This is a genomic window from Burkholderia sp. FERM BP-3421 (assembly GCF_028657905.1).
In the GTDB taxonomy this organism is placed as follows: Bacteria; Pseudomonadota; Gammaproteobacteria; order Burkholderiales; family Burkholderiaceae; genus Burkholderia.
This window is the reverse complement of the sequence record NZ_CP117782.1, coordinates 3,458,471-3,484,286: the sequence shown is the minus strand read 5'-3', so window position 1 is coordinate 3,484,286 and position 25,816 is coordinate 3,458,471. Positions and strand designations below refer to the sequence as shown.

Genomic DNA, 25,816 nt, shown 5'->3' with positions numbered 1-25,816 from the left:
CCCATGTCCCTTCTCAACCGGCTTTCCTTCGGCATCGGCAACCCGCTGCCGATGATCCTGCAGACCGAAGCCGCGGAATGCGGCCTCGCCTGCCTCGCGATGGTCGCCGGCTTCCACGGCCATCATGTCGATCTCGCCACGCTGCGCGGCCGCTTTCCGGTCTCGCTCAAGGGCGCCGGACTCGGGCGCGTGATCGAGGTCGCCCAGCGCCTCGAACTCGGCACCCGCGCGCTCAAGCTCGATCTCGATCACCTCGCGCAATTGCGCCTGCCCTGCGTGCTGCACTGGAACTTCAATCACTTCGTCGTGCTGCGCGCGGTGAACGGCCAGACCGTGACGATCCACGATCCGGCCCAGGGCATCCGCAAGCTCACGCTCGCCGAAGTCTCGCGCGCGTTCACCGGCGTCGCGCTCGAACTGTGGCCGGTCGGCGGCTTCGAGCCGCGCGAGCGCGCGCCCGCCGTCAAACTGCGCGCGCTGCTCGGCCCGGTCGCCGGGCTCTCGCGCTCGCTCGGGCAGATCCTGCTGCTGGCGCTCGCGCTCGAAGTGTTCGCGCTCGCCTCGCCGTTCTTCCTGCAATGGGTGATCGACGAGGTGATCGTCAGCGCCGATCGCGACCTGCTGACCGTGCTCGGCCTCGGCTTCGCACTCCTGATGGTGATGCAGCAGGCCACCAACGCGATCCGCGGCTGGGCGCTCATGTATCTCGGCACGACGCTCAACGTGCAGTGGCGCGCCAATGTCTTCACGCATCTGTTGAGCCTGCCGGTGCAATACTTCGAGCGCCGCCACCTCGGTGACGTCGTGTCGCGCTTCGGCGCGGTCGACACGATCCAGCAGACCCTCACCACCTCGTTCCTGAGCGCCGTGATCGACGGCCTGATGACGATCGTCACGCTCGGCATGATGTTCCTCTACAGCTGGAAGCTCGCGCTCGTCGCGCTCGGCGCGATGCTGCTCTACGCGCTGCTGCGCTGGCTCTGGTACCGGCCGCTGCGGCGCGCGACCGAGGAGCAGATCGTCCACGCCGCGAAGCAGCAGAGCCACTTCCTCGAAACCGTGCGCGGCGTGAAGACCATCAAGCTGTTCAACCGTCAGCAGGAGCGGCGCGCGAGCTGGCTCACGCTGTTCGTCGAACAGGTCAACGCGGGCCTCCATGTGCAGAAGCTGCAATTGCTGTATCAGCAACTGAACGGGCTGCTGTTCGGCCTCGAAGGCATCGCGATCATCTGGCTCGGCGCGCGGCTCGTGATGGACGGCCAGTTCACGGTCGGCGTGCTGATGGCGTTCAACGCGTACCGCATGCAGTTCGACAGCCGCGTCGGCAGCCTGATCGACAAGTACTTCGAGGTGAAGATGCTGCAATTGCAGGGCGAGCGGCTCGCCGACATCGTGTTCGCGCAGTCCGAACCCGACGCGAGCCTGCGCCACGTGCCGGGCGAGGCCGACGAGCTGGTCGCGAGCATCGAGACCGACCAGCTCGCGTTCCGCTACGCCGACGGCGAGCCGCTCGTGCTCGACGGCGTGTCGCTGTCGATCTCGCCCGGCGAATCGGTCGCGATCGTCGGGCCGTCCGGCTGCGGCAAGACCACGCTGATCAACGTGCTGCTCGGCCTGCTCGCGCCGACGGGCGGCTGCGTGCGGATCGGCGGCGTCGAGGTGGAGCGGCTCGGCATCGAGCGGCTGCGCACGCTGGTCGGCACCGTGCTGCAGGACGACGTGCTGTTCGCCGGCTCGATCGCCGACAACATCAGCTTCTTCGATCCGCAGGCCGACCCGCGCTGGGTCGCCGAGTGCGCGCAGCGCGCGGCGGTGCACGCGGACATCGTCGCGATGCCGATGGGCTACAACACGCTGGTCGGCGACATGGGCACGGTGCTGTCGGGCGGTCAGAAGCAGCGCGTGCTGCTCGCGCGCGCGTTGTACAAGCGGCCCAGGATCCTGGTGCTCGACGAAGCCACCAGCCACCTCGACGTGCAGCGCGAGCAGCAGGTGAACGCGGCGGTCGCGTCGCTCAACATGACGCGCCTGATCGTCGCGCACCGGCCGGAGACGATCGCGTCGGCGTCGCGCGTGATCCTGCTGAACGGCGGCAAGATCGCGCTCGACCAGCCGACTTCCCCGCTCGGCGCGGGACAGGCGGACGGTGCCTCGGGCCGAGACGCTGCCGGTGCCGCTGCATCGGGTGCCGCTGCATCGAACGCCGCCGCGAGCGCGCCCACCGAACCACAGGCCGCGACGGAACGATGAAACCGATACGGCCGCTTACCCTCGCCGCCTGCGCGGCGCTCGCGCTGCTGGGTTCACCGGCGGCCCATGCGCAATGGCTCGACGCCTATCGCACCCAGCGGCTCGTGTCCGACACGCCCGCCGCGCCGCTGCTGAAGAACGCCTCGTGCGTCGCCGAGGTCGCCGACCGCCCGCTCGAACTCGAGGATGCGATTCTCCAGGCCGTCTGCGCGAACCCGCAGGCGCGCCTCGCCTGGGCGAACGCGCGCGCGCAGGCCGCGGCCGTCGGCGTCAGCGAGGCCGCGTTCCTGCCGACGATCAATGCGACCGGCGGCTACGAGCGCGACACACTGTCGACCACCTACGACTACTCGAAAATCGGCCTGGGCTCGATCCGCAATTCGCAAAATTCGTCGAGCAAGTACGGCATGCTGAACCTGAGCTGGGTGCTGTTCGATTTCGGCAAGCGCAGCGCCGGGCTGCGCCAGGCGCGCCAGCTGCTCGAGGCCGCCAACGCGGCGCAGGACGACGCCCTGCAGACCGTGTTCTTCAATGCGGCGCAGGCCTACTACGCGGTGCGCGACGCGCAGGCCGCGCTCGACGCCGCGCGCCAGACCGAACGGATCGCCGGCGAGAGTCTCGCGGAAGCCCGCGCGAAGCACGATGCCGGCGCAGGCACGCTGAGCGATCAGCTGCAGGCGCAGACCGCCTATCGCCGCGCGCTGCTCGATCGCGTGAGCGCCGAGGGCGACGCGCACGGCGCGGACGGCGCGCTCGCCGTCGCGATGGGGCTCGACGCGAACACGCCGCTGCGCGTCGCGCCCGCGCCGCCGCTCGCGGAGCACGATGCCTTCGCACAAGGCGTCGATCAGTTGCTCGACGAGGCGAAGGCGCGACAACCGAAACTCGTCGCCGCGCGCGCGAAGCTGCAGGCGGCACGCGAGAACGTCGACGTGGTGCGCGCGCAGGGCCGCCCCACCATCTCGCTGGTCGGCAGCCTCTCGCAGAACAACCCGTCCTATCAGCAGCAGCCGCAATCCGTCCCGATCACGGCGAGCCGCGGCAGCACGATCGGCGTGCAGGTCACGATCCCCTTGTTCGAAGGCTTCGCATCCGGTTATCGAGTCGCACAGGCCCAGGCGCAGGCCGACGCGCGCGAGGCCGAACTGCGCAACACCGAGCTGCAGGTCTCACTCGAGGTGTGGAAAAGCTACCAGAGCGTGCAGACCGACACCGCGAACCTCGACAACTCACACGCGCTGCTCGCCGACGCGCAGCGCGCGCTCGACATCGCCCGGGGCCGCTACAAGGCCGGCGTCGGCACCTTCACCGAACTACAGGATACGCAGGCCGCGCTCGCCGACGCGCGCAAGCAACGCGTGCTCGCGGTCTCGAAGTGGCGCACCTCGCGGCTGCGGCTCGCGGCGAGCCTGGGCAATCTGGGCTTGTGGTCGGTGCAGTGAAGGGCGCGCCCGGCAGGCGGGCGCGCGGAGGAACGCAGCGAGGCGAGGCCAGCCTCATCGTGACAGCGGCAGGGCGCGTCGCCGCCCCCGGGCCGGCGCAGCCTCAGGGTTGCTTCGGCGACGCCGCCGTCGGGCACGCGGGATCCTTGCCCCAATGCCCGTCGCACACGCGCCAGCGGCACAGCTGGTCTTCGAAGAAGCCGCGTTGGCTACAGTCTTTCACCTTCGCGGCGAGCGGCGTATCGGCGGCGGCCGTGCTGACCTTCGCGGCATTGGCCTTGGCGGCGGCGTTCGTCTTCGGATCGGCGGGCTTGGTCCGCGCGACCAGCGCGGCCAGCAGATCGGCATCGGGATCGTCCTTGCCGTTCGCATTCCGGCCGGCGGCCTGACGCGCCTTCTTCGCCTGCGCGAGTTCCGCCTGCTGGGCCTTCTCGTGGCGCTTGCGCGCCGCCAGCTCGGCCTTGGTTTCCTTCGCCGGCTTCGCCTCGGGCTTGGCCTGCGCGCTCTTCGTCGGATGCGCGGCCTTGGCGGCGGCCGCCGCCGTCGTCGCCGCCGCGCCCGCGACTGCCGCCGTCTCGGACGGCGACACATCGGATGCGCCGTTCGCGAGCGCGCGCGACAAGCGGTCGCCCGCCGCGGCGGACGCCGGCGCAGCCGCCCTCACGTCGCTCGCGATGCTGTCGTCGTTGACGATCGTCGCGGCCTGCGGCGCGGAGGCCGCTTGCGCGACCGCCGGCGCGCTCGCCGCGACACTGCTGGCCGCCTTCGCCACCACGCTTGCCGACGCGCCGGCCGCTATCTCGGCGCCGCTGCCCGCATGCTGTTGCACGCGCCACACGCCCCAGCCGCCGATCGCGACCACGAGGAGCGCGAGCAAGGCGAGCGGGGTTTTGCGCGAACGGGGGGCGGCGGCGTCGGTCGAGGGCGAGACACGGCCCTCCAGATTCGCGAGAATACGCGAGTGGTTCGCGCCGCTTTCAGGACGGGCGCCCGAAAGCAGGCTCGGCGGAGCTTTCGAATTGGAATCTTCCGGCGCGCTCATTCAGTGTCTCATTGAATCCTGGTTTAATTCGACGCAATAATATGTCCCGGCCTTCTCGGAGCAGGCCTGATTCTAAGAGTAAGCATTGCAAATTACAATCGATTCCATATTCCGGGGATTTCTTTGATTGCCGTCGTTCTGGTTGCCTATTTCGCGCTCGCGGTCCTCGCCGCGGCATTGTTGCTATTACCGGCCGTACGGGCGACGGTATTCGATTCGGTCGCCCAGTTTCACGGCAAATTAAGCCGGCGCGCCTTCGATCGCGCCACGCGCACCCGCAGCCAAATCAGCCGATCGGCAAAATTGTCTCAATCGACATTGAGCAATTTGCAAAATTTACTGATTCGGCGGCGCTTGCTGATTATGATCTCGGCAGGTATTCTTGCGACGCCTCCATTGGTGGCCATCGCATTGCGGGGCCGGCAAATGTTCCAGTACGACGACACCGCGCGCGTGCCCGACGAGAAAATCGCGGCGCTGCTGAAAGGCGAGCAGCTGGTGCCGCCGCTGCCGTTGCCGCCCGAAGTGTTCGCCACGCGCGAAGTCGAACAAGTCAGGCCCGCGTTGAAAGACGCGAGCCGCGACTGGAACCTGCTGGATGCCGATTTCAGAACCCGTCTGCTGCTCGTCTATAAAATAATGCACGAACAATACGGCTATGAAATGGCGCTGCTCGAAGGTTATCGCAGCCCCGAACGGCAAAATCGGCTCGCGCAAATGGGCGGCGTCACCAATGCGGCAGCGTTCCAGAGTTACCATCAATACGGACTGGCGGCCGACAACGCGTTTTTGCGCGACGGCAAGCTGGTCATCTCGGAAAAAGATCCCTGGGCCATGCGAGGCTATCAGTTATATGGTCAGGTCGCCGAACAGGTGGGCCTGACCTGGGGCGGCCGATGGAAATTGATGGATCTCGGTCACGTCGAATACCATAAACCCGGTTTCAAACTGGGACGTCCGAATCCGCAATAACGGACGAGCAAGAAATAATGAGGGCGGTATGGGGCAATTGAACAATCCACCGGCGGCAGGCGCGACCTGCACCGGTCATCGCAAGCACCGCGCGCGCCGCGTCCGCGGCCTGCCCGCTTCCGGCCATCGCGCTGCGCCCCGCGCGGCCGCCCGGCCCGCTTCCCGCTGTTTTGCATCGCCGACCGCGTGACCCCGACGCCCCCCGTCACGCGGAACGATGCGCGCGCCCACCCGCCGCGCGCGGCGCATGCGCGCCCCACCCCATTGAATCGCACCGGAACCTGAACGTCCTATGCAACGCTTCCTCAACGTGTTGACACATCCACGCTCGCTCTCGATCGTCGGCATCCTCGCGCTCGCGGCTGTCCTGTTCATCGCCGCCGACGTGCTGCAGATCGCCTACGTGTGGCCGGCCGTCGTGCTCGCCGCCGTGCTCGCGCTGTGGCTACTGGTCCGGCTCGTGCGCCGCCTGCGGGTGCGCAGCGCGAACCGCAAGCTCGGCGACATGCTCGAACAGCAGGCCGAGGTCGGCAAGTCGACCCCGGCCGCCGAGCCCGCGAAGCAGGCCGAACTCGACACGCTGCGCACCCGGCTCGTCGATACGGTGAAGACCATCAAGACCTCGAAGATCGGCCAGGTCTCCGGCGGGTCGGCGCTCTACGAACTGCCGTGGTACATCGTGATCGGCAATCCGGCCGCCGGCAAGAGCAGCGCGGTGATCAACTCCGGGCTGCAATTCCCGTTCGCGGACAAGAACAGCGCGGTGATCCACGGCATCGGCGGCACCCGCAACTGCGACTGGTTCTTCACCACCGAGGGGATCCTGCTCGACACGGCGGGCCGCTACTCGGTGCACGAGGAAGACCGCACCGAGTGGCTCGGCTTCCTCGGGCTGCTCAAGCGCTACCGTCCGAAGGCGCCGATCAACGGCATCATCGTCACCGCCAGCATCGCCGAACTCACCGGCAACCGCCCCGAATTCGCCATCAACCTCGCGAAAAACCTGCGCCAGCGCGTGCAGGAGCTGACCGAGAAGCTCGAAGTGTTCGCCCCGGTCTACGTGATGTTCACGAAGGCCGACCTGATCACCGGCTTCACCGAGTTCTTCAGCAGCAGCGACCGCCAGGAATACGACCGCGTGTGGGGCGCGACCCTGCCCTATGAGCCGGACGAGAAGCGCGACGTCGTCGCGCAGTTCGACGAGCGTTTCGAGGAACTGTACGACGGCCTCAAGGAAATCAGCGTCGCGCAGCTGTCGATCCATCGCGGCCAGCCGCTGTCGCCGGGCCAGCTGAGCTTCCCGCTCGAATTCTCGACCATCAAGCCCGCGCTGCGCGCGTTCCTCGCGACGCTGTTCGAGAACAATCCGTTTCAGTACAAGCCGATCTTCCGCGGCTTCTACTTCACCAGCGCGCTGCAGGAGGGCGAAACCAACAGCGCGGCCGCGCAGCGCATCGCGTCGCGCTTCGGGCTGGACGCCTCGAGCCTGCCGAAGCCGGCCAGCGCGTTCTCGAAAAACGGTTTCTTCCTGCGCGACCTGTTCTCGAAGGTGATCTTCGCGGACCGCCAGACGGTCCGCCAGTTCGCGAGCCCGACCAAGACCCGGATGCGCTACGCGACCTTCTTCGGCTTCGTCGCCGTGCTCGCGCTCGCGCTCGGCGGCTGGACCTGGTCGACGATCGGCAACCAGCAGCTCGTCACCAACGTGCAGGCCGATCTCGACAACGTGACGCGCCTCCAGCAGAACCGCAACGACCTGCAGTCGCGCCTGCAGGCCATGGACATCCTCGAAGACCGCATCGAGCAGCTCGAGCAGTTCCGCCGCGACAAGCCGCTGTCGGTGTCGCTCGGCCTCTACCAGGGCGACCGTCTCGAACAGCACCTGCTGACCGAGTACTACAACGGCGTGCGCCAGATCCTGCTCGCGCCGGTCGCGGGCAATCTCGCCTCGTTCCTCAAGGACGTCAACGCGCATCCCGACCAGCTCGCGCCGATGACGCGCGCGCCCGAATCGGGCGCGGTGCCGGTGTCCGACAAGGTTCCCGCGCCGAACGCGCAGGGCGGCCTGTACAACGACGCCTCGCCGACCAACGTCGAGGACGCGTACAACGCGCTCAAGACCTACCTGATGCTGTCCGACAAGCGCCACGTCGAGCAGGCCCATCTGACCGACCAGATCGCGCGCTTCTGGCGCGGCTGGCTCGAAACCAACCGGGGCAACATGCCGCGCGACGAGATGATCAAGAGCGCGGAGCGGATGATCACCTTCTACCTGTCGCGGGTGTCCGACAACGACTGGCCGATGATCGACTCGAACCTCGCGCTGGTCGACCAGACCCGCGAGAACCTGCGCCGCGTGGTGCGCGGCATGCCGGCGCGCCAGCGCGTGTATGAGGAGATCAAGGCGCGCGCGTCGACCCGCTTCGCGCCGATGACGATCGCGCGCATCGTCGGCGAGGGCAACACCAACCTGATCGCCGGCAGCTACGCGATTCCGGGCACCTTCACGCGCGACGCGTGGTTCCAGTACGTGCAGCCCGCGATCCGCGACGCCGCGACCAAGGAGCTGCAGGCGAAGGACTGGGTGCTGAACACCGCGACCCAGGACGACCTGACGCTCGAAGGCAGCCCCGAGCAGATCCAGAAGACCCTGGTGGCGATGTACAAGAACGAGTACGCGCAGCACTGGCAGAAGTTCATGCAGGGCATCGCGGTGCAGGGCTTCGGCAGCTTCGGGCAGGCCGTCGACGGCATGAACAAGCTCGGCGACCCGCAGGACTCGCCGATCCGCAAGGTGCTCGAAACCGCCTACGACCAGACCTCGTGGGACAACCCGTCGCTCGCGAACGTGACGCTCAAGAAAGCGCAGACGGGCATGGTCAACTGGGTCAAGCAGTGGTTCACGCGCCAGCCGGGCGGCCAGCTCGCGGCCAACGTCGACATCAACGGCAATCCCGCCGACACGCCGATGGGCCCGATCGGGCAGGAATTCATCGGCCTGGGCCGGATCGTCGCGACCCATGACGGCACCTCGATGCTCGCCGGCTACATGGACACGCTGTCGAAGGTCCGCACCCGCTTCAACGTGATCAAGAACCAGGGCGATCCGGGGCCGGGCGCGCGTCAGCTGATGCAGCAGACGCTCGACGGCAGCGGCTCGGAACTCGCGGATTCGCTCAAGTTCGTCGACGAGCAGATGCTGACGGGCCTCACCGATTCGCAACGCAAGTCGCTGCGGCCGCTGCTCGTGCGGCCGCTGATGCAGGCCTTCGCGGTGGTGATCCAGCCGGCCAGCGTCGAGGTCAACAAGGTGTGGAACGCGCAGGTCTACCAACAGTTCCAGGGCTCGCTCGCGAACAAGTATCCGTTCGCGCCGGGCGCGAAGGTCGAGGCCGGCGCGGGCGAGATCGCGCAGGTGTTCGGGCCGGACGGCTCGATCGCGAAGTTCGTCGGCACGACGCTCGGGCCGCTCGCGGTGCGCCGCGGCGACTCGCTGTCCGCGCGCACCTGGGGCGACATGGGGCTCGCGCTGACGCCGGACTTCACGAGCGGCTTCTCGCGCTGGGTCGCGCCGCTCGCGGGCGGCGCCGCCGCCGCGAGCGCGGGCGGTTCGTCCGAGCCGCAGACCGTGTTCCAGATCCTGCCGCAGCCGAGCAGCGGCACGACCGAGTACACGATCGCGATCGACGGCCAGCAGCTGCGCTACCGCAACACGCCGCCGCAGTGGACCAACTTCGTGTGGCCAAACCCGCAGGGCTCGGCGGGCGCGACGCTGACGGCGACCACCTTCGACGGCCGCACGCTGCAGATCGTCAACGAGCCGGGCCGCTACGGTCTCGAGAAGCTGATCAACTCCGCGCAGCGCAAGCGCCGGCCGGACGGCACCTTCGACCTGACCTGGACGCAGGGCAACGTGACCCTGTCGGTGACGATGCGCATCATCAGCACCTCGCAGCCCACCGCGAGCAGCGGCGACGCCCCGCAGCAGCAGAGCCTGCGCGGCATGCGCCTGCCGTCGTCGGTCGCCGACGTGAGCGCGGGCAACGCCGTCAACGCGGCGCCGTCACCCGTCGGCGCGTCCGGCGCCGCACCGGCCGCCGTGACCGCGGCGGCCGCATCGAACGCACAGGGGGCGCAATGACGCAAACGGTCCAGGCCCAGATCGCCTACTTCGGCAAGATCCCGTCGCGCGGCGACTTCGTGAAGAGCCCGCACAACCCGCAGCTGCTGCAGACGCTCGATCAGTGGATCGCGCGCGCGATGGAGCTGCTCGCCGACGATCCGCGCTGGAAGATCGTCTACGAGGGCGCGAAGCCGATGCATTTCGCGTTCCTCGGCTCACGCAGCAAGCTCGCGGTCGCGGGCCACATGGTCGCGAGCCACGACGCGTCGAACCGGCGCTTCCCGTTCCTCGCCGCGACCGCGCTCGAGGTCGACCGGCCGCTGCCGTTCCTCGCGCGCAGCCCGCTCGCGTTCGCGCGGCTGTGGTCGCGCGCGGCCGCGCAGATGCAGGGGCTGCTCGGCAAGGACGAGCCGCCGGGCGCGCTGCAGGCGCTCGGCGACACCCAGGTGCCGATCGACACGGGCGGCCCGGGCAGCGCGCACGACGGCACCTTCAACGACTTCGTCGAGCACCAGACCCTGGCCGGCCTCGAACAGATGCTGCTCGCGAGCGGCCACCCGGTGCGGCTGCGCGGCGCGATGCTCGCGCTCGGCTCGCTGCTGCGGCCGGTCATGCAAAGCGGCTCCTCGCACATCGAGCGCGGCCTCACGCTGCCGCTGCCGGTCGATCCGTTCTACCGCAGCCTGGTGGCCGCGTTCTGGCTCGAACTCGTCGCGCCGTTCGTGTCGCGCGCCGATTTCGAACTCGCGATCTTCATCGGCACGATCGCCGAGCGCGAACGGCTGATCATCGGCTTCAACGGCGCATCCGCGCGCACCCTGCACAGCGTGGTCGATCCGCAGACTTACGCCGAACACAACATCGACATCGACGATCCCGAGTGGATCGACGGACATGCACAGAATGACCATGGGATCAGCAAGCTCGTCAGCTACCTCGAACAGCCGCAACTGTCGCTCCGCGTGGGCATCGACACCTTCCACGAAGCGTTCATCGGAGCCTGACGCCATGACGAAGAAGCGCCTCCCGTTCCGCTTTGCCGCGCTGCGTGCGCTGCCGCTCGCGCTCCTCGCCGGCGGCCTCTGCGCCGGCGTCGCGCACGCCGACAATCTCGGGCCCGCGACCGTCACGCCGGTCGACAACAGCGGCATCACGGTGAAGACGACCGTGCTCGCGCCGCCGTCGCAGGCCGGCGCGCCCGCGCTCGCGGGCAGCGCCGGACAGGGCGCGGTGGTCTCGACGCCCGCGCCCGCGAACGCGACGCCGGGCCAGGTGGTGGTGGGCGGCAAGGTGCCCGACGAGGCGACCAAGGCCGCCGTGCTGCAGCGGCTGCGCGACACCTACGGCGCGGCGAACGTGGTCGACCAGATCGAGGTCGGCGACGTCGCGACGCCGCCGAACTGGACGACGAACGTGCAGAAGCTGATCGGCCCGCAACTGAAGCAGATCAGCAAGGGGCAGCTGAAGATCGACGGCACGCAGATCGACGTGAAGGGCGAGGTGCACAACGAGGCGCAGCGCCAGCAGCTCGCTAGCGACATGGCGAACGCGCTGAACCCGACCTACACGATCCGCAACGGGCTGCGCGTGAGCGCGTCCGAGCAGGGCCTGCTCGACCAGACGCTCGCGAACCGCACCATCGAGTTCGAGACCGGCAGCGCGACCCTCACGCCGCAGGGCAAGCAGATCCTCGACCAGATGGCGGGCGCGCTCGGCAAGATGACGAACCGCACCGTCGAGATCATCGGCCACACCGACAACTCGGGGAACCGGACCTCGAACATCGCGCTGAGCCAGGCGCGCGCCGATGCGGTGAAGGGGTACCTGATCACGAAGGGGATCGCGTCGCAGCAGCTGAGCACGACGGGCGTCGGGCCGGATCAGCCGATCGCATCGAACGACAGCAACGACGGGCGCGCGCGCAACCGCCGGATCGAGTTCCGGGCGGGGCAGTAAGCGTCCGGCGCGCGGCAAGTCCGGCCGGGTGCTCCGCGCGCTCAGTTGCCCTCGTCGGACTTCACGCCGAGCAATTCGCGCAGGTGCGCGAGCGAGCCGTCATCCTTGACGACCGAGGCCAGCCACTGGTGCAGCGGCATGTCGGCCCACTCCGCCGCCTTGTCCGCCAGATACGCGACCGGGCTGTGCGGCTCGGTCGCACGGAAGTAGCGCGCGACCGAGCGCAATTGCTCGACGGCCTGCGCGCGGTTCTGGATCCCCGCGATCACGATGGGCGCCGGCGTGACCGGACGGGCGGCGACAGTTGAGGTCGGCACGGCTTCCTCCAATTGAAGCGGGGTCTTGAACGACGGTTCCGCGCGCCCCACCGCCGGCGGCGCATCGGGCGCCGGCGCGGCCTTCGGCGCATCGGTCGACAGGCCTTGCTCGCGCGCGAAGCGCTCGGCCAGCAGGTACACGCCGCGGAACGCATCGCGCGCCTGCCGGAAGCTCGGCGCGGCATCGCCGGCGCGCTGGTCGAGTTCCTGTTCGAGCGCGTTCAGCTCCACCTCGAACGCACTCAGGTTGCCGAGCAGCGTCGCGTAGAACGCCACCGGCGTCATCCGCTTCGACGCCTCGATCTGCTCGACCGCGGGCTTGCCGCGCGCGATGTCGTCCGCGTGCTCGGGATCGCGCTTGACCGCCTGCGCGACGTGCTGCGCGATCTCCCAGTCGAGCGCGCTGTAGGCGCTCGACGCGCCCTCCGTCAGCGGCACCGCGCGCAGCAGCTCGGCCGTGCGCGTCGCGAGCCACGCGACGTTGCCGAGCCGGTATTCGGCGTCGTCGCCCTCGGGCAGCGGATGCACCTGCTCCCAGTATTGACGGCACAGCCCCGTCAGCAGCGCGTAGCCCTGCGTGAGCCCCGTGACGCCCTCCTCCAGCGCGAGCGCCTCGGTGAGCCACACGGCGAGCCGCAGGTCCTTGGTCTGGCCGCGCAACAGCTCGGCCGCATGATCGACGACGAAGCCCCAGTCGGCCTCCTTGATCTCGGTGATCCACTCGCCCTGATCGAGCGACGGATCGTCGAACTTGCGCGCGTGCTGGATCGCGTCGAATTCCGACGAGAACAGGAGATCGTCGCCGCACGGCGAGGTGTCGCTGACAGGCGCCAGCAGTTCGGAAAGCTTGATCGGCATGGTGTGAGGCTCAGCAATTCATGACAGCGTGAATCCGTGTAAGCGCGGCGCCCGCCTGTCGCGCGGGCGCCGCGGCGTCATTCGACCGTGTACTCGAACGCGCCCGCGTCGTCCGCGCGCACCGCGATGCGCGCCAGCGCCGCGCCGTCGGCGATCCGGCCGAGCACGTGCCCGGCGATCTCCGGCAGCAGCGTGCCGTTCAGGATGTGGTCGACGTTGCGCGCGCCCGAATCGACCTCGGTGCAGCGCGCGAGCACCGCCTCGACCAGCGATTCGTCCCATTCGAACACCGCCTGGTGGTTCGTCTCGATGCGCCGGCGGATGCGCTCCAGCTTCAGTTCGATGATCTCCGCCAGCACGTCGTCGGAGATCGGGTAGTACGGCACCACCTTCATGCGGCCGAGGAACGCGGGCTTGAAGGTCTTGTACAGCTGCGGGCGCAGCGTCTCGGCGAGCGCGTCCGCATCGGGCAGCTCCTCCGGCGTCTTGTTCAGGCACGCCTGCATCACCGCGGACGAACCGACGTTCGAGGTCAGGATGATCAGCGTGTTGCGGAAGTCGATCTCGCGCCCCTCGGCGTCGTCCATCGCGCCCTTGTCGAACACCTGGAAGAACATCTCCAGCACGTCCGGGTGCGCCTTCTCGACCTCGTCGAGCAGCACCACCGAATACGGATTGCGGCGCACGGCCTCGGTCAGCACGCCGCCCTCGCCGTAGCCGACGTAGCCCGGCGGCGAACCCTTCAGCCCCGACACGCTGTGCGCCTCCTGGTACTCGCTCATGTTGATCGTGACGAGCTTGCGTTCGCCGCCGTACAGGATGTCGGCGAGCGCGAGCGCGGTTTCGGTCTTGCCGACGCCCGACGGTCCGACGAACATGAACACGCCGCGCGGCTTGTTCGGATCCTCCAGGCTCGCGCTCGCGGTGCGCACGCGCTGCATGATCGCCTCCAGCGCATGATCCTGGCCGATCACGCGCGCGGCGAGCAGCCCCTGCAGGTTCAGCACGGTCTGGATCTCGTCCTTCACCATGCGGCCGAGCGGAATCCCGGTCCACGACGCGACGATCTCGGCCACCACCTGCGCATCCACCTGCAGCGGCACCATCGGCTGCGCGCCCTGCAATTCGCGCAACGCGGCCACGCGTGACTCCAGCTGGGCGCGCGTCGCCTCAGCGTCGATCCGGCCGCCCTCGGCCGACGGCTCGCGCGCCGCGTCGAGCATCGCGCGCAGCGCGCCGATCTCCTCGACCTGCGCGCGCTCCGCCGCGTAGCGCGCCTCGTCCGCGCGCAGCGCGTCGAGGTCCGCGTCGCGCTCGGCACGCAGTTCGGCGAGCCGCGCGTCATGATGCGCGCCGGCCGCCGCCTCGCGTTCGAGCGCGGTCAGCTCGACCTCGATCCGCTCGATGCGCTTGCGGGTGTCGTCGATCGCGGCGGGCGTCGCGCTGTGCGCGAGCGCGACCTTCGCGCAGGCGGTGTCGAGCACGCTGATCGCCTTGTCCGGCAGCTGCCGGCCGCTGATGTAGCGGTGTGACAGGCGCACCGCCTCGGTGATCGCGTCGTCGAGGATCCGCACGTTGAAGTGGCGTTCCATCAGCCCCGCCATGCCGCGCAGCATCGCCGCCGCGAGCGGCTCGGACGGCTCCTCGACCTTCACGACCTGGAAGCGCCGCGCGAGCGCCGCGTCCTTCTCGAAGTACTTCTTGTATTCGCTCCAGGTGGTCGCCGCGATCGTGCGCAGCTCGCCGCGCGCGAGCGCGGGCTTGAGCAGGTTCGCCGCGTCGTTCTGGCCGGCCTGGCCGCCCGCGCCGATGATCGTGTGCGCCTCGTCGATGAACAGGATGATCGGGTGCGGGCTTTGCTTGACCTCCTCGATCACGCTCTTCAGCCGGTTCTCGAATTCGCCCTTCACGCTCGCGCCGGCCTGCAGGAGGCCCATGTCGAGCGCGCGCAGCGCGACGCCGCGCAGCGGCGGCGGCACGTCGTCCGCGGCGATCCGCAGCGCGAGCCCCTCGACCACCGCGGTCTTGCCGACCCCGGCCTCGCCGGTCATGATCGGGTTGTTCTGGCGCCGTCGCATCAGGATGTCGATGGCCTGGCGGATCTCCGCCTCGCGGCCGATCACCGGATCGATGCGGCCTTCGCGGGCGCGCTGCGTGAGGTCGGTCGTGTAGGTGTCGAGCGCCGGCGTCTTCGACGGGCCGGCCGCCGCGCCGGCGTCGCTGCCGTCGGGCACCGCCGCATCGGCCTCGCCCTGCCGCGGCTCCGCCTCGACCGAGCCGGCCGTCAGTTCGTCGAACTTGTGCTTGAGATCGGTCACGCGCACCCGCGCGAACTGCAGCGACATGCGCTGGGCGAACTGCGCGAGGTCCGGCCCGGTCAGCAGCGCGAGCAGCAGGTGCCCCGAGCGGATCCGGCCGATCTGCGAATCGAGCGACGCGATCAGCCACGCCTGTTCGAACAAGCCGGCCAGATGCGCCGAGAACACCGGCGTGCGCGTGTTGCCGGTCTTCAGCTTTTCAAGCTCGCGCTCCAGGTCGGCGCGCAGCGCGTGCGGATCGACGCCGCTCGCGCGCAGCACGAGCGGCAGGTCGCCCGTCGCCTCGTCGAGCAGCGCGACGAACAGGTGTTCGAGATCGACCTCGAACTGACCGCGTGAAAAGCACAGGCTCGCCGCGCGCTCCGTCGCCTTCCGGGAAATCGGATTCAGTTTCGCAATCAGGGTCTTCAGAGGCGTGCTCATGGGATACGGTCCACTCAGGTTCGATCGTTGTTATCAGTGAATGACATGCAGTTCGTAGCGCGCGTCGGCGCGGTCGCGCACCGCCGCGCGCGTGCACAGGAACGCGTCCCAGCCGAGCCGCGCGCCGCCGCTCAGCACGCTCGCGCCGACCTCGCTGTGCTTGAGCACGAGCGACACCTCGTATTCGAGCGTCACGCCGGCCAGCAGCGTCAGCATCCGTTCGAGCGCGACCGCGCGCTCCTCGCCGGGCAGGAACGCCTCGTAGTCGCGCTTCGACAGCGGCCCGACCACGAGCCGAGCGCGCATGTCGCGCTGCCAGACCCGCTCGCCGACCAGCGCCGTCGCGCCCAGCGTCGCGTTGACGTTGCCGATCACGGTCAGTTGGTCGGGCGGCACGTCGTACCACTTGCCGACGAACTGCTCGACGCGGATCGGCACGCGGAAATACTCGGACAGGGTGCGCTGCAGGTAGGCGGCCGACACCGGCCGGTGCCGCGCGGCCAGCGCATAGCCCGCGATCGCCTCGTCGATCAGCGCGCCCGGGCCCTCCTGCACGCTGCTGCGCGCGTCGGCGTTCGACACGCCCGCGAGCGACAGCAGCAGCGGCAGGTAGCGCTCGTCGCGGTCCAGCTCGTAGTGGAGCGGCAGCCGGTACTTCTTCCACGCCGCGTAGAACAGCGCGGTCGCGCGGTTCGAGAACACGTCGAAGAATTCGCGCGCCGCGTGGTCGCGCTTGATCTGCTCGCGCGCGATGATCTGCTCGGTGTAGTGCAGCGGCAGCGCGCCCTGTCCGCCCAGGAGCCCGAAGAACGCCGGCGTCAGTTCGACCCGCTCGACCTCGTGTACGGTCTCGGCCTCCCCGGCCGCGCCGTCGCCGTCGCGCTTGAGCAGCGCGCCCGCCGCGTCGAACGAACGCGCGCGCTCGAGCTCGCTCGGCGGGAAGCTGAGCGAGATCGTGTTGCGAAAGCCGATGCGCCGCGCGACGATCTCGCCCGGCCGCGCCGCGTAGCGCACGTCGGAGGCGCGCCGCCCGAACCAGGTCTCGAGCAGCCGCACCGCCTGGAAGAACTCGAAGCGGTGCGGTTCGTCGAGCAGCCGCTCGACTACGCCAGGATCGATTCGCCGCTGCGTGGTTTGCATCGGATGATCTCCTCGCCGGTGCGCTTCGACACGACGATCAGTTGGACAAAGCTGTTCAGGTGCACGTAGAGGCCGAAGAACGTGTCGATGACCCGCACGAACGAGGCGAGGCTCGTGCCGACGAAATGCTCCTCGTCGACCGTCACGCGCACCTCGATGCCGCGCACGAAGGTCGCGAACGGCTTGCCCGGCAGCCACTGCACGGCGCCCTTCTGCTCGATGCCGACGATCCCGTCGATATGGCGGATCGACACCGCGGTGCGCCGCAGGTCGTAGAGCGTGAGCATTTCCTTGAGCGCGGCGAGCCCGTGGTCGGCGAGCGAGACGTGATTGAGCGCGAGATGCGAGATCAGCCGCCAGTGCACCGAGCGGCCCCGCTCGAAGCGCACGCTCGGCGTCGGCCGGCGCAGCATCGAGATCGCGCCCGTCTGCGCGCCGCCGTCGAGGAACAGGTCGCCGCCTTCGAGGCCCGTCGCGAGCCCCGCCGGCAGGTCGCGGTTGGTGCACGTGAGGTCGAGGCTCAGGGTGTCGGTCTGCGGCGCGGCCGGCTCGAAATCGATGTCGACGATCGAGATCTCGGTCTCGTAGCCGGGGCTCTTCTGCGCGACCCAGTCGTTGCGCCGCGCGAACCAGTAGTGGCCGGCGCGCGCCGCCTCGCCGTGATGCAGCGAGTAGAACGGCCGGAACTCGATCACCGCTTCCTCATGCGCGGTCTGCCGCACCAGGTGCACCGAGTCGATCGAATACACCTCGTAGGCGAAGGCGCGCCGCGATTCGGCGATCACCGGGTAGGACACCGCCTGATGGTTGATCCGGATCGGCTCGCCGTGCTGCTTGAACAGGTTGACGACCGGCGTGCAGAACAGCCGGAAGTGATGCGCCGACAGCATGTCGAGCAGCCGCGCCACGTGCGAGTCGCCGCGCACCTCCTTGAGCACCACGTGCAGCGTCAGCCGGTGGCAGCGACCCGCCTGGCGCGCGAGCGCGGCGAGATCGAAGTCGACGAAGTCGAACTTGTCGGGAAACGCGAAATACTCGGTCAGCAGCCGGTAGGCGGGATGCGACTTGGCCGGATAGTCGATCAGCGCGTCGGCCTCGTCGAAGCCCGCCTGCTCGAACGGCGTCTGGCGCACCGCGCGCCACTGGCCGTTGCGCTCGGCCTCGACATAGGTCGCGAGCGCATTGGCGAACAGGCAGTCCGACAGCGCGGCGACGAACGACTGCTCGCCGTGCAGGTGCGCGCGCAGCCGCCCGACCTTCAGCGCCGCGAGATCGAGCTGCGGCGCGGTCGACTCGAAGGTGATCGAGATCACGCCGGTGGCGTTGCCGGGCAGCACGGTCGCGCTCGGCGCGGTCGCGATCGACGCGTAGCGCGCCTCGCTGATGCGGATCGGCGCGAGCGTCACGTCGTAGGCGGTGCGGAACTGGCATTGCACGCCGCGGATCGCGCGGCTCTTCAGCTCGGTGCCGCGCGCGACGACGAACGGCTCGGTCTGCTGCGCGAGCGTCGCGGACGGCGCGAACTGCGCGATCGAGCACGACGGGAACGGCCGCAGATAGTGCGGATAGAGGACTTCGAGCAGCGCCTCGGTGAATTCGGGGTAGTCGTCGTCGAGCTTCTTGTTGATGCGCGCGCCCAGGAGCGCGAACGACTCGATCATGCGCTCGACGTGCGGATCCTCGCAGTGCTCGCCGGACAGCGCGAGGCGCGCGGCGATCTTCGGGTATCGATTCGCGAAATCGTGCGAATAGCGCCGCAAAAACGATAATTCGCGTTCGTAGTACGGCAGCAGCTCTTCCATCGATGATCCCCGAAACCTCACACTTCACTGCCGACCGGCCGAAGGGCGCCGCGCGGCGCCCGGCGCGTGCCGCGGCAGGCTGGTCTATACCTTGGCGGCGCGCGTGCGCGTCACCGAATATTGCAGCGTCGACGGCTGCAGCATCGCGTCGAAGTTCACCGGTTCTTCCGCCGGGTGCACGACGAGGAGCGCCTGGATCGCGAAATACAACGCGTTGGTCGACTGCTCGTTCAGTTCAAACGTGACCGCGACCTGCTGCAGCCGCGGCTCGTGCCGCGCGATCGCCTGCTGGATCGACTTGCAGATGAAGGTCCGGTCGTAGTGGCTCGCGAGGCTGAGCCCCGCGAAGTCGTTGAGCCCGTAGGTCAGCACCGAGCGCTGGCACTCCGGCAGCGTCGCCAGATCCTGCTCGGTCAGCGCGATCCGCGTATTGAGGATCGCCTCGACGTCGCGGGCGACGGTGTTCTTCAGTTCTTCCAGCGACAACTGCCGCATGGCCGGAGAGGCCGGCAGATGCGGTTCGTCGTCGAACAGCTTGTCGAGAAAACTCGGCTCGAAGCGTTTCATCGGAGGCAGGACGCAAAACGGAAACGGGGCACGCCGTGCCCCGTTTCCGTCGAACGCTTAGACCGCGTAGGTCTTGTCGTTCTTCGTCAGGCTCCAGGCGCCCTGGGTGTTGCCGCCCTGGTTGCCGCCGATCTTCTGCTGGGTCTGCTTCCACTGGACCGCGGCGTACTTCAGCGAGAACTGCTCGACCGGCAGGCCTTCCTTCTGCACGCTCGGCGTCACGCTGGAGATGATCACGTACTTCAGCTTGATCTCGAGGTACTTGACGCGCTGGCCTTCGCCGTCCGAGCGCATGAAGTCGATCGAGACCTCGTCGAACGTGGTGCCGCCCGATGCGTGCTGGTACAGCAGCGGGCTGACCTTGTCGATTTCCTTCGTGAAGACCATGTCGCCGTGCTCGCAGCGCTCCGACGTGTGGCCGCCCGAGGTCGACGACGTCGCCGAACGCGGCTGCACGATCGAGTGATCCCACGATTTCACTTCGACCCAGTTGGCGTGATCCTTGTCCTGCGATTCACCCTGGATGGCCGGGTTCCCGAATTTCAGATAGATGTCTAACATGACGCGTCGACTCCCCAAAGAGGTGGTTTTAACTTCCTACCCGGGCGGCCCGCCCGGGCGATTTTGCTTCGTTTATGAGTTTGCCGATTTGGGCAGATCCGCGACCAGACGCAGGGAGATCGACAGCTCGTCGAGCTGGAAGTGCGGCCGCAGGAACGCGACCGAACGATACGAGCCCGGCTTGCCGGGAATCTCTGCGACCTGCACGGAGGCTTCGCGCAGCGGGAACTGCGCTTTTTGTTCCTGACTCGCGTTGTCATCCAGCAGCACGTACTGCGAAATCCAGCGATTCAGGAATACTTCGACGTTTTGCGCCGACGCGAAACTTCCGATCTTGTCGCGCATCATCGCCTTCAGGTAGTGCGCGACACGAGACACCGAGAAGATGTACTGCAGTTGCGCGGAGAGCACCGCATTCGCATTCGCGCTGTCGGTGCTGTATTTCTTGGGCTTCTGCACCGACTGCGCGGCGAAGAACGCGGCGTAGTCGGAGTTCTTGCAATGGACGAGCGGGATGAAGCCGAGGTCGCTCAGCTCCTTCTCGCGGCGATCGGTGATCGCGATCTCGGTCGGGCACTTGAGCGCGATCTCGCCGTCGTCGGTGCGGAACGTGTGGGTCGGCAGGTCCTCGACGAGGCCGCCGCCCTCGACGCCGCGGATCGCGGCGCACCAGCCGAAGTCGTCGAACGCGGCCGTGAGGCGCGCGGCGAACGCCCACGCGGCGTTGCACCACAGGTACTTGCTGTGGTCGGTGCCGTCGACCTCCTCGAGGAAGTTGAAGCCTTCCGCGGTCGCGCCGTCCTTCGGATTGAACGGCAGCCGGCCCAGGAAGCGCGGCAGCGTGAGGCCCACGTAGCGCGAATCCTCGGCGTCGCGGAACGACTTCCACTTCGCGTACTCGACCGTGTCGAACACCTTGCCGAGATCGCGCGGCTTGCCGAGGTCGGCGAACGATTCGAGGCCGAGCAGCTCGGGCGCGGCCGACGCGATGAACGGCGCGTGCGCGGCGGCCGCGACATGCGACATCTGCTCGATGAAGTACATGTCTTCCGGCTGGCGCGAGATCTCGTAGTCGCCGACCAGCGCGCCGAACGGCGCGCCGCCGAAGGTGCCGAACTCTTCTTCGTAGACCTTCTTGAACAGCGCGCTCTGGTCGAACTCGCTCGCGGTCTTGAAATCGCGCACGAGATCGCGCTTCGGCGCGTGCAGCGCCTTGATCTTGATCGTCGAGCCGGTGTTGCTTTCCTTCACGAGATAGTCGAGCCCGCGCCAGGTGCTTTCGAGGCGCTGGAACTCGGGCGCGTGCATCACCGCGCTCAGCTGCGTGGAGATCAGCCGGTCGAGTTCCGCGACGCGCGCGTCGATCGTCGCCGACAGGTTGTCCGACACCACCACCGTGCCGTCGAGCACCTGATGGACGAGTTCGCCGATCAGGTCCTTCGCGCGCGCGTGCTCGGAATCGGATTTCGCGACCTTGCTCTTCTCGACGATCTCGTCGAGCAGCGAGGATTCGGTGCTGCTTGCCGCGCCGTTCGCCTGGACGGCGGCTGTTTGCTGGTTCATCTCACACCCCGTGCTTTATTCGCCCTGCTTGTCGCCGCCCGAGCTCTTCGCCAGAGCCTCCAATTGCTGAGTGTTGCTCAGCACCTCGCTCAGAAGATCCTCGAGCTTGTCGTTGCCTGCGAGCTTGTTGCGCAGGTCGGCGAGCTTCGAGCGGGCCTCGAGCAGGCGGCGCAGCGGCTCGACCTGCGCGACCACCTCATCCGGATTGAAGTCGGCGAGCGACTTGAACTTCAGGTCGACCGCGAACTTGCCGCCGCCTTCGCTCAGGCGGTTTTCCACCTGGTACACGGCGCGCGGCTCGACCCCCTTCATCACGTCGTCGAAATTGTCGCGATCGATGTTCACGAACTTGCGGTCGCGCAGCTTCGGCTGCTCGACTTCCGACTGGCCCGCCAGGTCGCCGACGACCCCGACCACGAACGGCAGCTCCTTGACCTCGATCGCATCGCCCCGCTCAACCTCGTAGGTCAGCTGGACGCGGGGCGGCCGGATTTTCTGCAAGCGCTTCTGGATGCTTTCTTTCTTGGCCATCTCGACGGCTCCCGGTTAGGTATGGATCACGCGCGACGCTCAGCGCAGCGCGCTGAACGGATCGCCGCCGGCGGCCTTCGCCGGGGCCGCGACGGGCGCCGCGGGTGCGGTGGCGGCCGGCGCGGCGGCCGGCGCGGCGGCAGGGGCCGCGGCGGTGGTCGCATCGGCCGGCGCGCCCTCATGCGCGGGCGCCTTCAGGCGGCGCACGATGCGGCGCTTCTTCACGACCGGCTTCGGCTGCTGGTCGGCCGGGAACAGCGCCTGTTCGCCGAGGGTGTCGCGCAATTGCTTCGCGAGCGCCTGCGCATCCGACTTGGCGTCGCCCGCGAGCGAGGCGTCCTGGCGCAGTTCGCCGAGCGAGGTGGTGGCGATGCGCAGGCCGGCGACGGCCAGCACGCTCTTCGCCTGGCGGTCGGTCTGGTCGCGTTGCAGCGCTTCCTGCGCCGCCACGATGGCCTGGCCGTAGTGACCCTGCTGGAACTGGATCTGCGCGATGCGCGACCACGGCTCCTCACGCGTGGGATCCGATTTGGCGAGTTCCTGATAGAGGCCGATCGCGCGATCCTGATCGCCGCCCTTCGCCACTGCGTCGGCGTCGGCCAACGACTTGTTGAACACTTCGGGCGTGGGCGCCGCGGTCTGCGTCGAAGCGCAGCCGGCGATCACGCCGCATGCCAACACTACCCCAGAAAGTTTTGCGAAGAGACGGTCTTTCATCGTTATATCACCGGCGCGGAAATTTTAAATCGTTGAGAATCGGCAGTTTTGCTTTGCCACAAGCGCGCGGGTATAGTACCGATCAATTTTTCATAATTCAATCTTCATGTGAGGCTTTAGCGCATTTAAAGCGCATGTTCTCCGCATCGATTGTGGCTGAGAGCAATCCAGGGAGCGATTCGCATAGCCTGTCGATTGGCAATAATTACCCGAAATATACCCATTCAAACGATTATCGGAAAAAATTTCCGTCGTTATTTGTGGATAACGCATTAATGCCCGATAGTTGAGCAGCCAGCTGCGATTTCACTTTCACGCAATCCGATTGAACTGGTAGTTCTGACAGGGAGTGACGGGCATCCGCCCCGAAACACGATGAATTCGCTTTTGAATCGCTACATCCTGCCGCTCGCCGCGTGCGCCTTGCTGGGCGGCTGCGCCGCGGCGGTTCCGCTGCTCGGCTCGGCGGGCAGCGCGGCGCTGCAGATGGCGGGGATCGGCAAGCCCGATCTGCCCGACGCCCAGAAGCCGCCGCGCAATCTAGGCATCACGCTCTACGCGGCGCCCAACCTCAACGCCGCCAACGACAACCGGCCGCTCGCGCTGGTCGTGCGCCTCTACGCGCTCAAGGACCCGACCTCGTTCCAGCAGGCGCCGTTCGACAGTTTTACCGATGCGGGCAAGGAAAAGGCCGCGCTGGGCGGCGACCTGTTGAGCGTGCGCGAAATCACGCTGATTCCGGGCCAGCGTTACAACGCCACCGAGAAAGTCTCGCGTGAAGCGCAGGCATTCGGCATCGTCGCATTGTTTCGCGATCCTGCATTGCAGCGCTGGAAGCTCACTTTCGATCCGGCGAAGTCCGAGAAATCCGGCATAATCATCGGCCTGCACAACTGCGCGATGACCGTGACGGGCGGCTCCGTAATCTCGCCGCAACAAGGCGTGCCGGCCGGCCGGCTCGATTTACTTTCATCTGTCAGCTGCGGCTAAAAGAAGGACTGGCACAATGGCGCCATTTAACACGAATTTACAGTTGCGCGTTAAATTCAGGGCGCGAATAAAGCGGCTTGCCGTGCAATCACATTAAACCGGGTTCGACATGAGTTATTCGGCCAAGGTGCTATGGGGAGAAGGGCTGTTTCTGAGGCCCCAGCACTTTCAGCGACAGGACGCCTACCACGAGGCTCGGCTGTTCGAGTCGATCCAGGCGATCCAGCCGTACAACTGGGGGGTGCGCTCGGTGCGCTTCGACCGCGACGCGCTCGGCAGCAACGTGCTGCGAGCGAGCGAGCTGTCGCTGGTGTTCCCCGACGGCGCGCTCTATTCCGCGCCGCAGGCCGACGAGCTGCCGCCGCCGATCGCGCTCGACACGCTGCCCGACGGCATCAACGAATTCACCTTCTATCTCGCGCTGCATCCGCTGCGCGAGAACGGCTCGAACTACGCGGAGCACCGCGACGCCGGCTTCGTGTCGCGCTTCGTGAGCGAGCAGGCGCCCGTCGCCGACCACTTCACCGATGCGGCCGAGGCCGACATCACCTTTCTCAAGACCAACGTCAAGCTGATCGCGCACAGCGAGCCGCGCGACCAGCTGCTGTCGATCCCGCTCGCGCGCGTGCGCCGCACCGCCACCTCGGGCTTCGAGATCGACGACAGCTTCGTGCCGCCGTGCCTCGCGATCGAGGCCTCGCCGATCCTGCACCAGCGCCTGCGCCAGCTGATCGACGCGCTGCAGGCGAAGGTCAACGCGCTCTACGGCTTCCACCGCGAGCCGAGCAAGAACATCATCGAATTCCGCTCGGGCGACATCGCGTCGTTCTGGCTGCTGCACACGGCGAGCGCCGCGTTCGCCGCGCTCGCGCACCTGCACCAGCACGCGGCGCTGCATCCCGAGCGGCTGTTCCAGGAGCTGCTGCGCCTGGCCGGCCAGCTGATGACGTTCTCGAAGGGCTACGCGCTGGCCGACCTGCCCGCCTACCGGCACGACGATCCGGGCCCCGGCTTCGCGCGCCTCGACACGATCCTGCGCGACCTGCTCGAAACCGTGATCTCGACGCGCTACTTCGCGATCACGCTCGAAGAGGTGCGGCCGTCGTTCCACATCGGCCGCCTCGATTCCGGCAAGATCGACGACAAGACCGAGTTCTACCTCGCGGTCTCGGCCGACATGCCGTCGGTCGAGCTGGTCGACGCCGTGCCCGCGCGCTTCAAGATCGGCGCGCCCGACGACGTCGACAAGCTGGTGCTGTCCGCGATGCCGGGCGTGCGGCTGTCGTACACGCCGCAGGTGCCGCCCGCGATTCCCGTGCGGCCCGGCGCGTGCTACTTCGCGCTCGACGCGCGCAGCGCGCTGTATGACCGCATGCTGCAGTCCCAGTCGGCGATGATCTACGCGCCCTCGGGGATCGCCGACCTCAAATTCGAACTGATCGCCGTCACATCATGAGCTACGCGCCTTCCCTGTTCGGCGGCAACGCGCCGCCCGCCGCCCCGCCCTCGGCGTCCTCCACCGATGCGAACCACCAGGCCCGCACGCTGCTGGACCTGCTGTACGACGGGTTCTTCATGCTGTTCCTGCTCAAGAACGGCCGCGAGCCCGGCGAGGCGGCGGAATTCGGCACCCGCATCCAGGAATTCCTCGGCGATTTCGAGCGCGGCGCGAAGAAGCTCAACATCGCCGCCGAGGACGTCTATGCCGCCAAGTTCGCGTTCTGCGCGGCGATCGACGAGTCGGTGCTGTCGTCGCAGTTCCGGATTCGTCCGGAATGGGAGCGCCGGCCCTTGCAGCTCGTGCTGTTCGGCGAGCAGCTCGCGGGCGAGAAGTTCTTCCAGTATCTCGAGGAATGCCGCGCGCAGGGCGCGGCGCGGCTGCAGTCGCTCGAGGTGTTCCACATGTGCCTGCTGCTCGGCTTCCAGGGCAAGTACCTGCTCGAAGGGCCCGAGAAGCTCGCCTACCTGACCGCGCGCCTCGGCGACGAGATCTCGCACATGAAGGGCAAGCGCGCGCCGTTCGCGCCGCACTGGCCGCTGCCCGACCAGATCGCGCACCGGCTCAAGCGCGAGGTGCCGCTGTGGACGATCGGCGCGGTGTTCGCGCTCGTCGGCCTGCTCGCCTTCCTCGGGCTCAACAGCTACCTGAAGGACAGCACGCTGCGCGCGCTCGCGCCGTATTCGCAGGTGATCAAGGTCGGGCCCGAATCCGCCAACCTCACGATCTCGCTGCCCTGAGCGACG

The 25,816-nt window shown here is 67.8% G+C and carries 19 protein-coding genes; 9 read left to right on the top strand and 10 right to left on the bottom strand.

The genetic code is table 11. The features are described from left to right. Nucleotides 1–3: 3 nt before the first annotated feature. Nucleotides 4–2,250, top strand: a complete 2,247-nt coding sequence (locus Bsp3421_RS31900) for a peptidase domain-containing ABC transporter (protein WP_274000920.1) — start codon at nt 4–6, stop codon at nt 2,248–2,250. Further along, nucleotides 2,247–3,692 (top strand): TolC family protein, encoded by a 1,446-nt coding sequence (locus Bsp3421_RS31895; RefSeq protein WP_274000919.1) that lies wholly within the window; start codon nt 2,247–2,249, stop codon nt 3,690–3,692. The genes Bsp3421_RS31900 and Bsp3421_RS31895 overlap by 4 nt, the downstream gene beginning before the upstream one ends. A gap of 103 nt (nt 3,693–3,795) precedes the next feature. Here the strand turns inward: Bsp3421_RS31895 and Bsp3421_RS31890 are convergent, their stop codons facing one another. Next, complete coding sequence (locus tag Bsp3421_RS31890) at nt 3,796–4,734, bottom strand: phage tail protein (protein WP_274000917.1); 939 nt, start codon at nt 4,732–4,734, stop codon at nt 3,796–3,798. A gap of 123 nt (nt 4,735–4,857) precedes the next feature. Here Bsp3421_RS31890 and Bsp3421_RS31885 point away from each other — a divergent pair, with 123 nt between their 5' ends. The 4 genes from Bsp3421_RS31885 to Bsp3421_RS31870 all read left to right on the top strand — a co-directional run bounded on the left by Bsp3421_RS31885 (nt 4,858) and on the right by Bsp3421_RS31870 (nt 11,785). Continuing rightward, nucleotides 4,858–5,706, top strand: a complete 849-nt coding sequence (locus tag Bsp3421_RS31885; protein ID WP_274000916.1) for a M15 family metallopeptidase — start codon at nt 4,858–4,860, stop codon at nt 5,704–5,706. Between the two features lie 292 nt (nt 5,707–5,998). After that, entirely contained in the window at nt 5,999–9,847 is a 3,849-nt protein-coding gene (gene tssM, locus Bsp3421_RS31880) for a type VI secretion system membrane subunit TssM (RefSeq protein WP_274000914.1), read from the top strand. Then, nucleotides 9,844–10,833, top strand: a complete 990-nt coding sequence (tagF, locus tag Bsp3421_RS31875; RefSeq protein WP_274000913.1) for a type VI secretion system-associated protein TagF — start codon at nt 9,844–9,846, stop codon at nt 10,831–10,833. The genes tssM and tagF overlap by 4 nt, the downstream gene beginning before the upstream one ends. Before the next feature lie 4 nt (nt 10,834–10,837). Further along, a complete protein-coding gene (locus tag Bsp3421_RS31870) occupies nt 10,838–11,785 on the top strand; it encodes an OmpA family protein (protein WP_274000911.1) in 948 nt (315 codons plus the stop codon). Nucleotides 11,786–11,826: 41 nt separating this feature from the next. Here Bsp3421_RS31870 and tssA read toward each other — a convergent pair whose 3' ends face one another. The 9 genes from tssA to Bsp3421_RS31825 all read right to left on the bottom strand — a co-directional run bounded on the left by tssA (nt 11,827) and on the right by Bsp3421_RS31825 (nt 22,582). Continuing rightward, complete coding sequence (gene tssA / locus Bsp3421_RS31865) at nt 11,827–12,960, bottom strand: type VI secretion system protein TssA (RefSeq protein ID WP_274000909.1); 1,134 nt, start codon at nt 12,958–12,960, stop codon at nt 11,827–11,829. A 77-nt stretch (nt 12,961–13,037) separates the two neighbouring features. Beyond that, on the bottom strand, nt 13,038–15,701 hold the full coding sequence (gene tssH / locus Bsp3421_RS31860) for a type VI secretion system ATPase TssH (protein WP_274000907.1): 2,664 nt from the start codon (nt 15,699–15,701) through the stop codon (nt 13,038–13,040). 33 nt (nt 15,702–15,734) lie between these two features. After that, nucleotides 15,735–16,841, bottom strand: a complete 1,107-nt coding sequence (gene tssG / locus Bsp3421_RS31855; RefSeq protein WP_274000905.1) for a type VI secretion system baseplate subunit TssG — start codon at nt 16,839–16,841, stop codon at nt 15,735–15,737. Next, the gene (gene tssF / locus Bsp3421_RS31850; RefSeq protein WP_274000903.1) at nt 16,805–18,643 is read right to left on the bottom strand and encodes a type VI secretion system baseplate subunit TssF; all 1,839 of its coding nucleotides are present in this window, start codon (nt 18,641–18,643) and stop codon (nt 16,805–16,807) included. Before tssF ends, tssG begins: the two co-directional genes overlap by 37 nt. An 84-nt stretch (nt 18,644–18,727) precedes the next feature. Beyond that, nucleotides 18,728–19,210: a type VI secretion system baseplate subunit TssE gene (gene tssE / locus Bsp3421_RS31845; RefSeq protein WP_252985184.1), complete on the bottom strand. Its 483-nt coding sequence runs from the start codon at nt 19,208–19,210 to the stop codon at nt 18,728–18,730. A 57-nt stretch (nt 19,211–19,267) separates the two neighbouring features. Next, nucleotides 19,268–19,771 carry an Hcp family type VI secretion system effector gene (locus Bsp3421_RS31840; protein ID WP_274000901.1) on the bottom strand — a complete coding sequence of 168 codons (504 nt, stop codon included), beginning with the start codon at nt 19,769–19,771 and terminating at the stop codon, nt 19,268–19,270. Nucleotides 19,772–19,843: 72 nt separating this feature from the next. Continuing rightward, the gene (tssC, locus tag Bsp3421_RS31835) at nt 19,844–21,334 is read right to left on the bottom strand and encodes a type VI secretion system contractile sheath large subunit (protein ID WP_274000900.1); all 1,491 of its coding nucleotides are present in this window, start codon (nt 21,332–21,334) and stop codon (nt 19,844–19,846) included. A 15-nt stretch (nt 21,335–21,349) separates the two neighbouring features. Continuing rightward, nucleotides 21,350–21,865 (bottom strand): type VI secretion system contractile sheath small subunit, encoded by a 516-nt coding sequence (gene tssB / locus Bsp3421_RS31830; RefSeq protein ID WP_252985181.1) that lies wholly within the window; start codon nt 21,863–21,865, stop codon nt 21,350–21,352. Nucleotides 21,866–21,904: 39 nt separating this feature from the next. Continuing rightward, complete coding sequence (locus tag Bsp3421_RS31825; protein WP_274000898.1) at nt 21,905–22,582, bottom strand: tetratricopeptide repeat protein; 678 nt, start codon at nt 22,580–22,582, stop codon at nt 21,905–21,907. Between the two features lie 375 nt (nt 22,583–22,957). Here Bsp3421_RS31825 and tssJ point away from each other — a divergent pair, with 375 nt between their 5' ends. The 3 genes from tssJ (at nt 22,958) to Bsp3421_RS31810 (ending at nt 25,810) form a co-directional block, all read left to right on the top strand. Then, on the top strand, nt 22,958–23,572 hold the full coding sequence (tssJ, locus tag Bsp3421_RS31820) for a type VI secretion system lipoprotein TssJ (RefSeq protein ID WP_274000896.1): 615 nt from the start codon (nt 22,958–22,960) through the stop codon (nt 23,570–23,572). Nucleotides 23,573–23,681: 109 nt separating this feature from the next. Beyond that, nucleotides 23,682–25,028 carry a type VI secretion system baseplate subunit TssK gene (gene tssK, locus Bsp3421_RS31815; protein ID WP_274000894.1) on the top strand — a complete coding sequence of 449 codons (1,347 nt, stop codon included), beginning with the start codon at nt 23,682–23,684 and terminating at the stop codon, nt 25,026–25,028. After that, nucleotides 25,025–25,810 carry a DotU family type IV/VI secretion system protein gene (locus Bsp3421_RS31810; protein WP_274000893.1) on the top strand — a complete coding sequence of 262 codons (786 nt, stop codon included), beginning with the start codon at nt 25,025–25,027 and terminating at the stop codon, nt 25,808–25,810. The genes tssK and Bsp3421_RS31810 overlap by 4 nt, the downstream gene beginning before the upstream one ends. Nucleotides 25,811–25,816 lie beyond the last annotated feature (6 nt).

What these genes read in the sequence shown, in the direction of transcription:
- Bsp3421_RS31900 (WP_274000920.1), top strand. Translation starts at nt 4, where the DNA reads ATGTCCCTTCTCAACCGGCTTTCCTTCGGCATCGGCAACCCGCTGCCG.
- Bsp3421_RS31895 (WP_274000919.1), top strand. Translation starts at nt 2,247, where the DNA reads ATGAAACCGATACGGCCGCTTACCCTCGCCGCCTGCGCGGCGCTCGCG.
- Bsp3421_RS31890 (WP_274000917.1), bottom strand. Translation starts at nt 4,734, where the DNA reads ATGAGCGCGCCGGAAGATTCCAATTCGAAAGCTCCGCCGAGCCTGCTT.
- tssM (WP_274000914.1), top strand. Translation starts at nt 5,999, where the DNA reads ATGCAACGCTTCCTCAACGTGTTGACACATCCACGCTCGCTCTCGATC.
- tagF (WP_274000913.1), top strand. Translation starts at nt 9,844, where the DNA reads ATGACGCAAACGGTCCAGGCCCAGATCGCCTACTTCGGCAAGATCCCG.
- Bsp3421_RS31870 (WP_274000911.1), top strand. Translation starts at nt 10,838, where the DNA reads ATGACGAAGAAGCGCCTCCCGTTCCGCTTTGCCGCGCTGCGTGCGCTG.
- tssA (WP_274000909.1), bottom strand. Translation starts at nt 12,960, where the DNA reads ATGCCGATCAAGCTTTCCGAACTGCTGGCGCCTGTCAGCGACACCTCG.
- tssH (WP_274000907.1), bottom strand. Translation starts at nt 15,701, where the DNA reads ATGAGCACGCCTCTGAAGACCCTGATTGCGAAACTGAATCCGATTTCC.
- tssG (WP_274000905.1), bottom strand. Translation starts at nt 16,841, where the DNA reads ATGCAAACCACGCAGCGGCGAATCGATCCTGGCGTAGTCGAGCGGCTG.
- tssF (WP_274000903.1), bottom strand. Translation starts at nt 18,643, where the DNA reads ATGGAAGAGCTGCTGCCGTACTACGAACGCGAATTATCGTTTTTGCGG.
- tssE (WP_252985184.1), bottom strand. Translation starts at nt 19,210, where the DNA reads ATGAAACGCTTCGAGCCGAGTTTTCTCGACAAGCTGTTCGACGACGAA.
- Bsp3421_RS31840 (WP_274000901.1), bottom strand. Translation starts at nt 19,771, where the DNA reads ATGTTAGACATCTATCTGAAATTCGGGAACCCGGCCATCCAGGGTGAA.
- tssC (WP_274000900.1), bottom strand. Translation starts at nt 21,334, where the DNA reads ATGAACCAGCAAACAGCCGCCGTCCAGGCGAACGGCGCGGCAAGCAGC.
- tssB (WP_252985181.1), bottom strand. Translation starts at nt 21,865, where the DNA reads ATGGCCAAGAAAGAAAGCATCCAGAAGCGCTTGCAGAAAATCCGGCCG.
- Bsp3421_RS31825 (WP_274000898.1), bottom strand. Translation starts at nt 22,582, where the DNA reads ATGAAAGACCGTCTCTTCGCAAAACTTTCTGGGGTAGTGTTGGCATGC.
- tssJ (WP_274000896.1), top strand. Translation starts at nt 22,958, where the DNA reads ATGAATTCGCTTTTGAATCGCTACATCCTGCCGCTCGCCGCGTGCGCC.
- tssK (WP_274000894.1), top strand. Translation starts at nt 23,682, where the DNA reads ATGAGTTATTCGGCCAAGGTGCTATGGGGAGAAGGGCTGTTTCTGAGG.
- Bsp3421_RS31810 (WP_274000893.1), top strand. Translation starts at nt 25,025, where the DNA reads ATGAGCTACGCGCCTTCCCTGTTCGGCGGCAACGCGCCGCCCGCCGCC.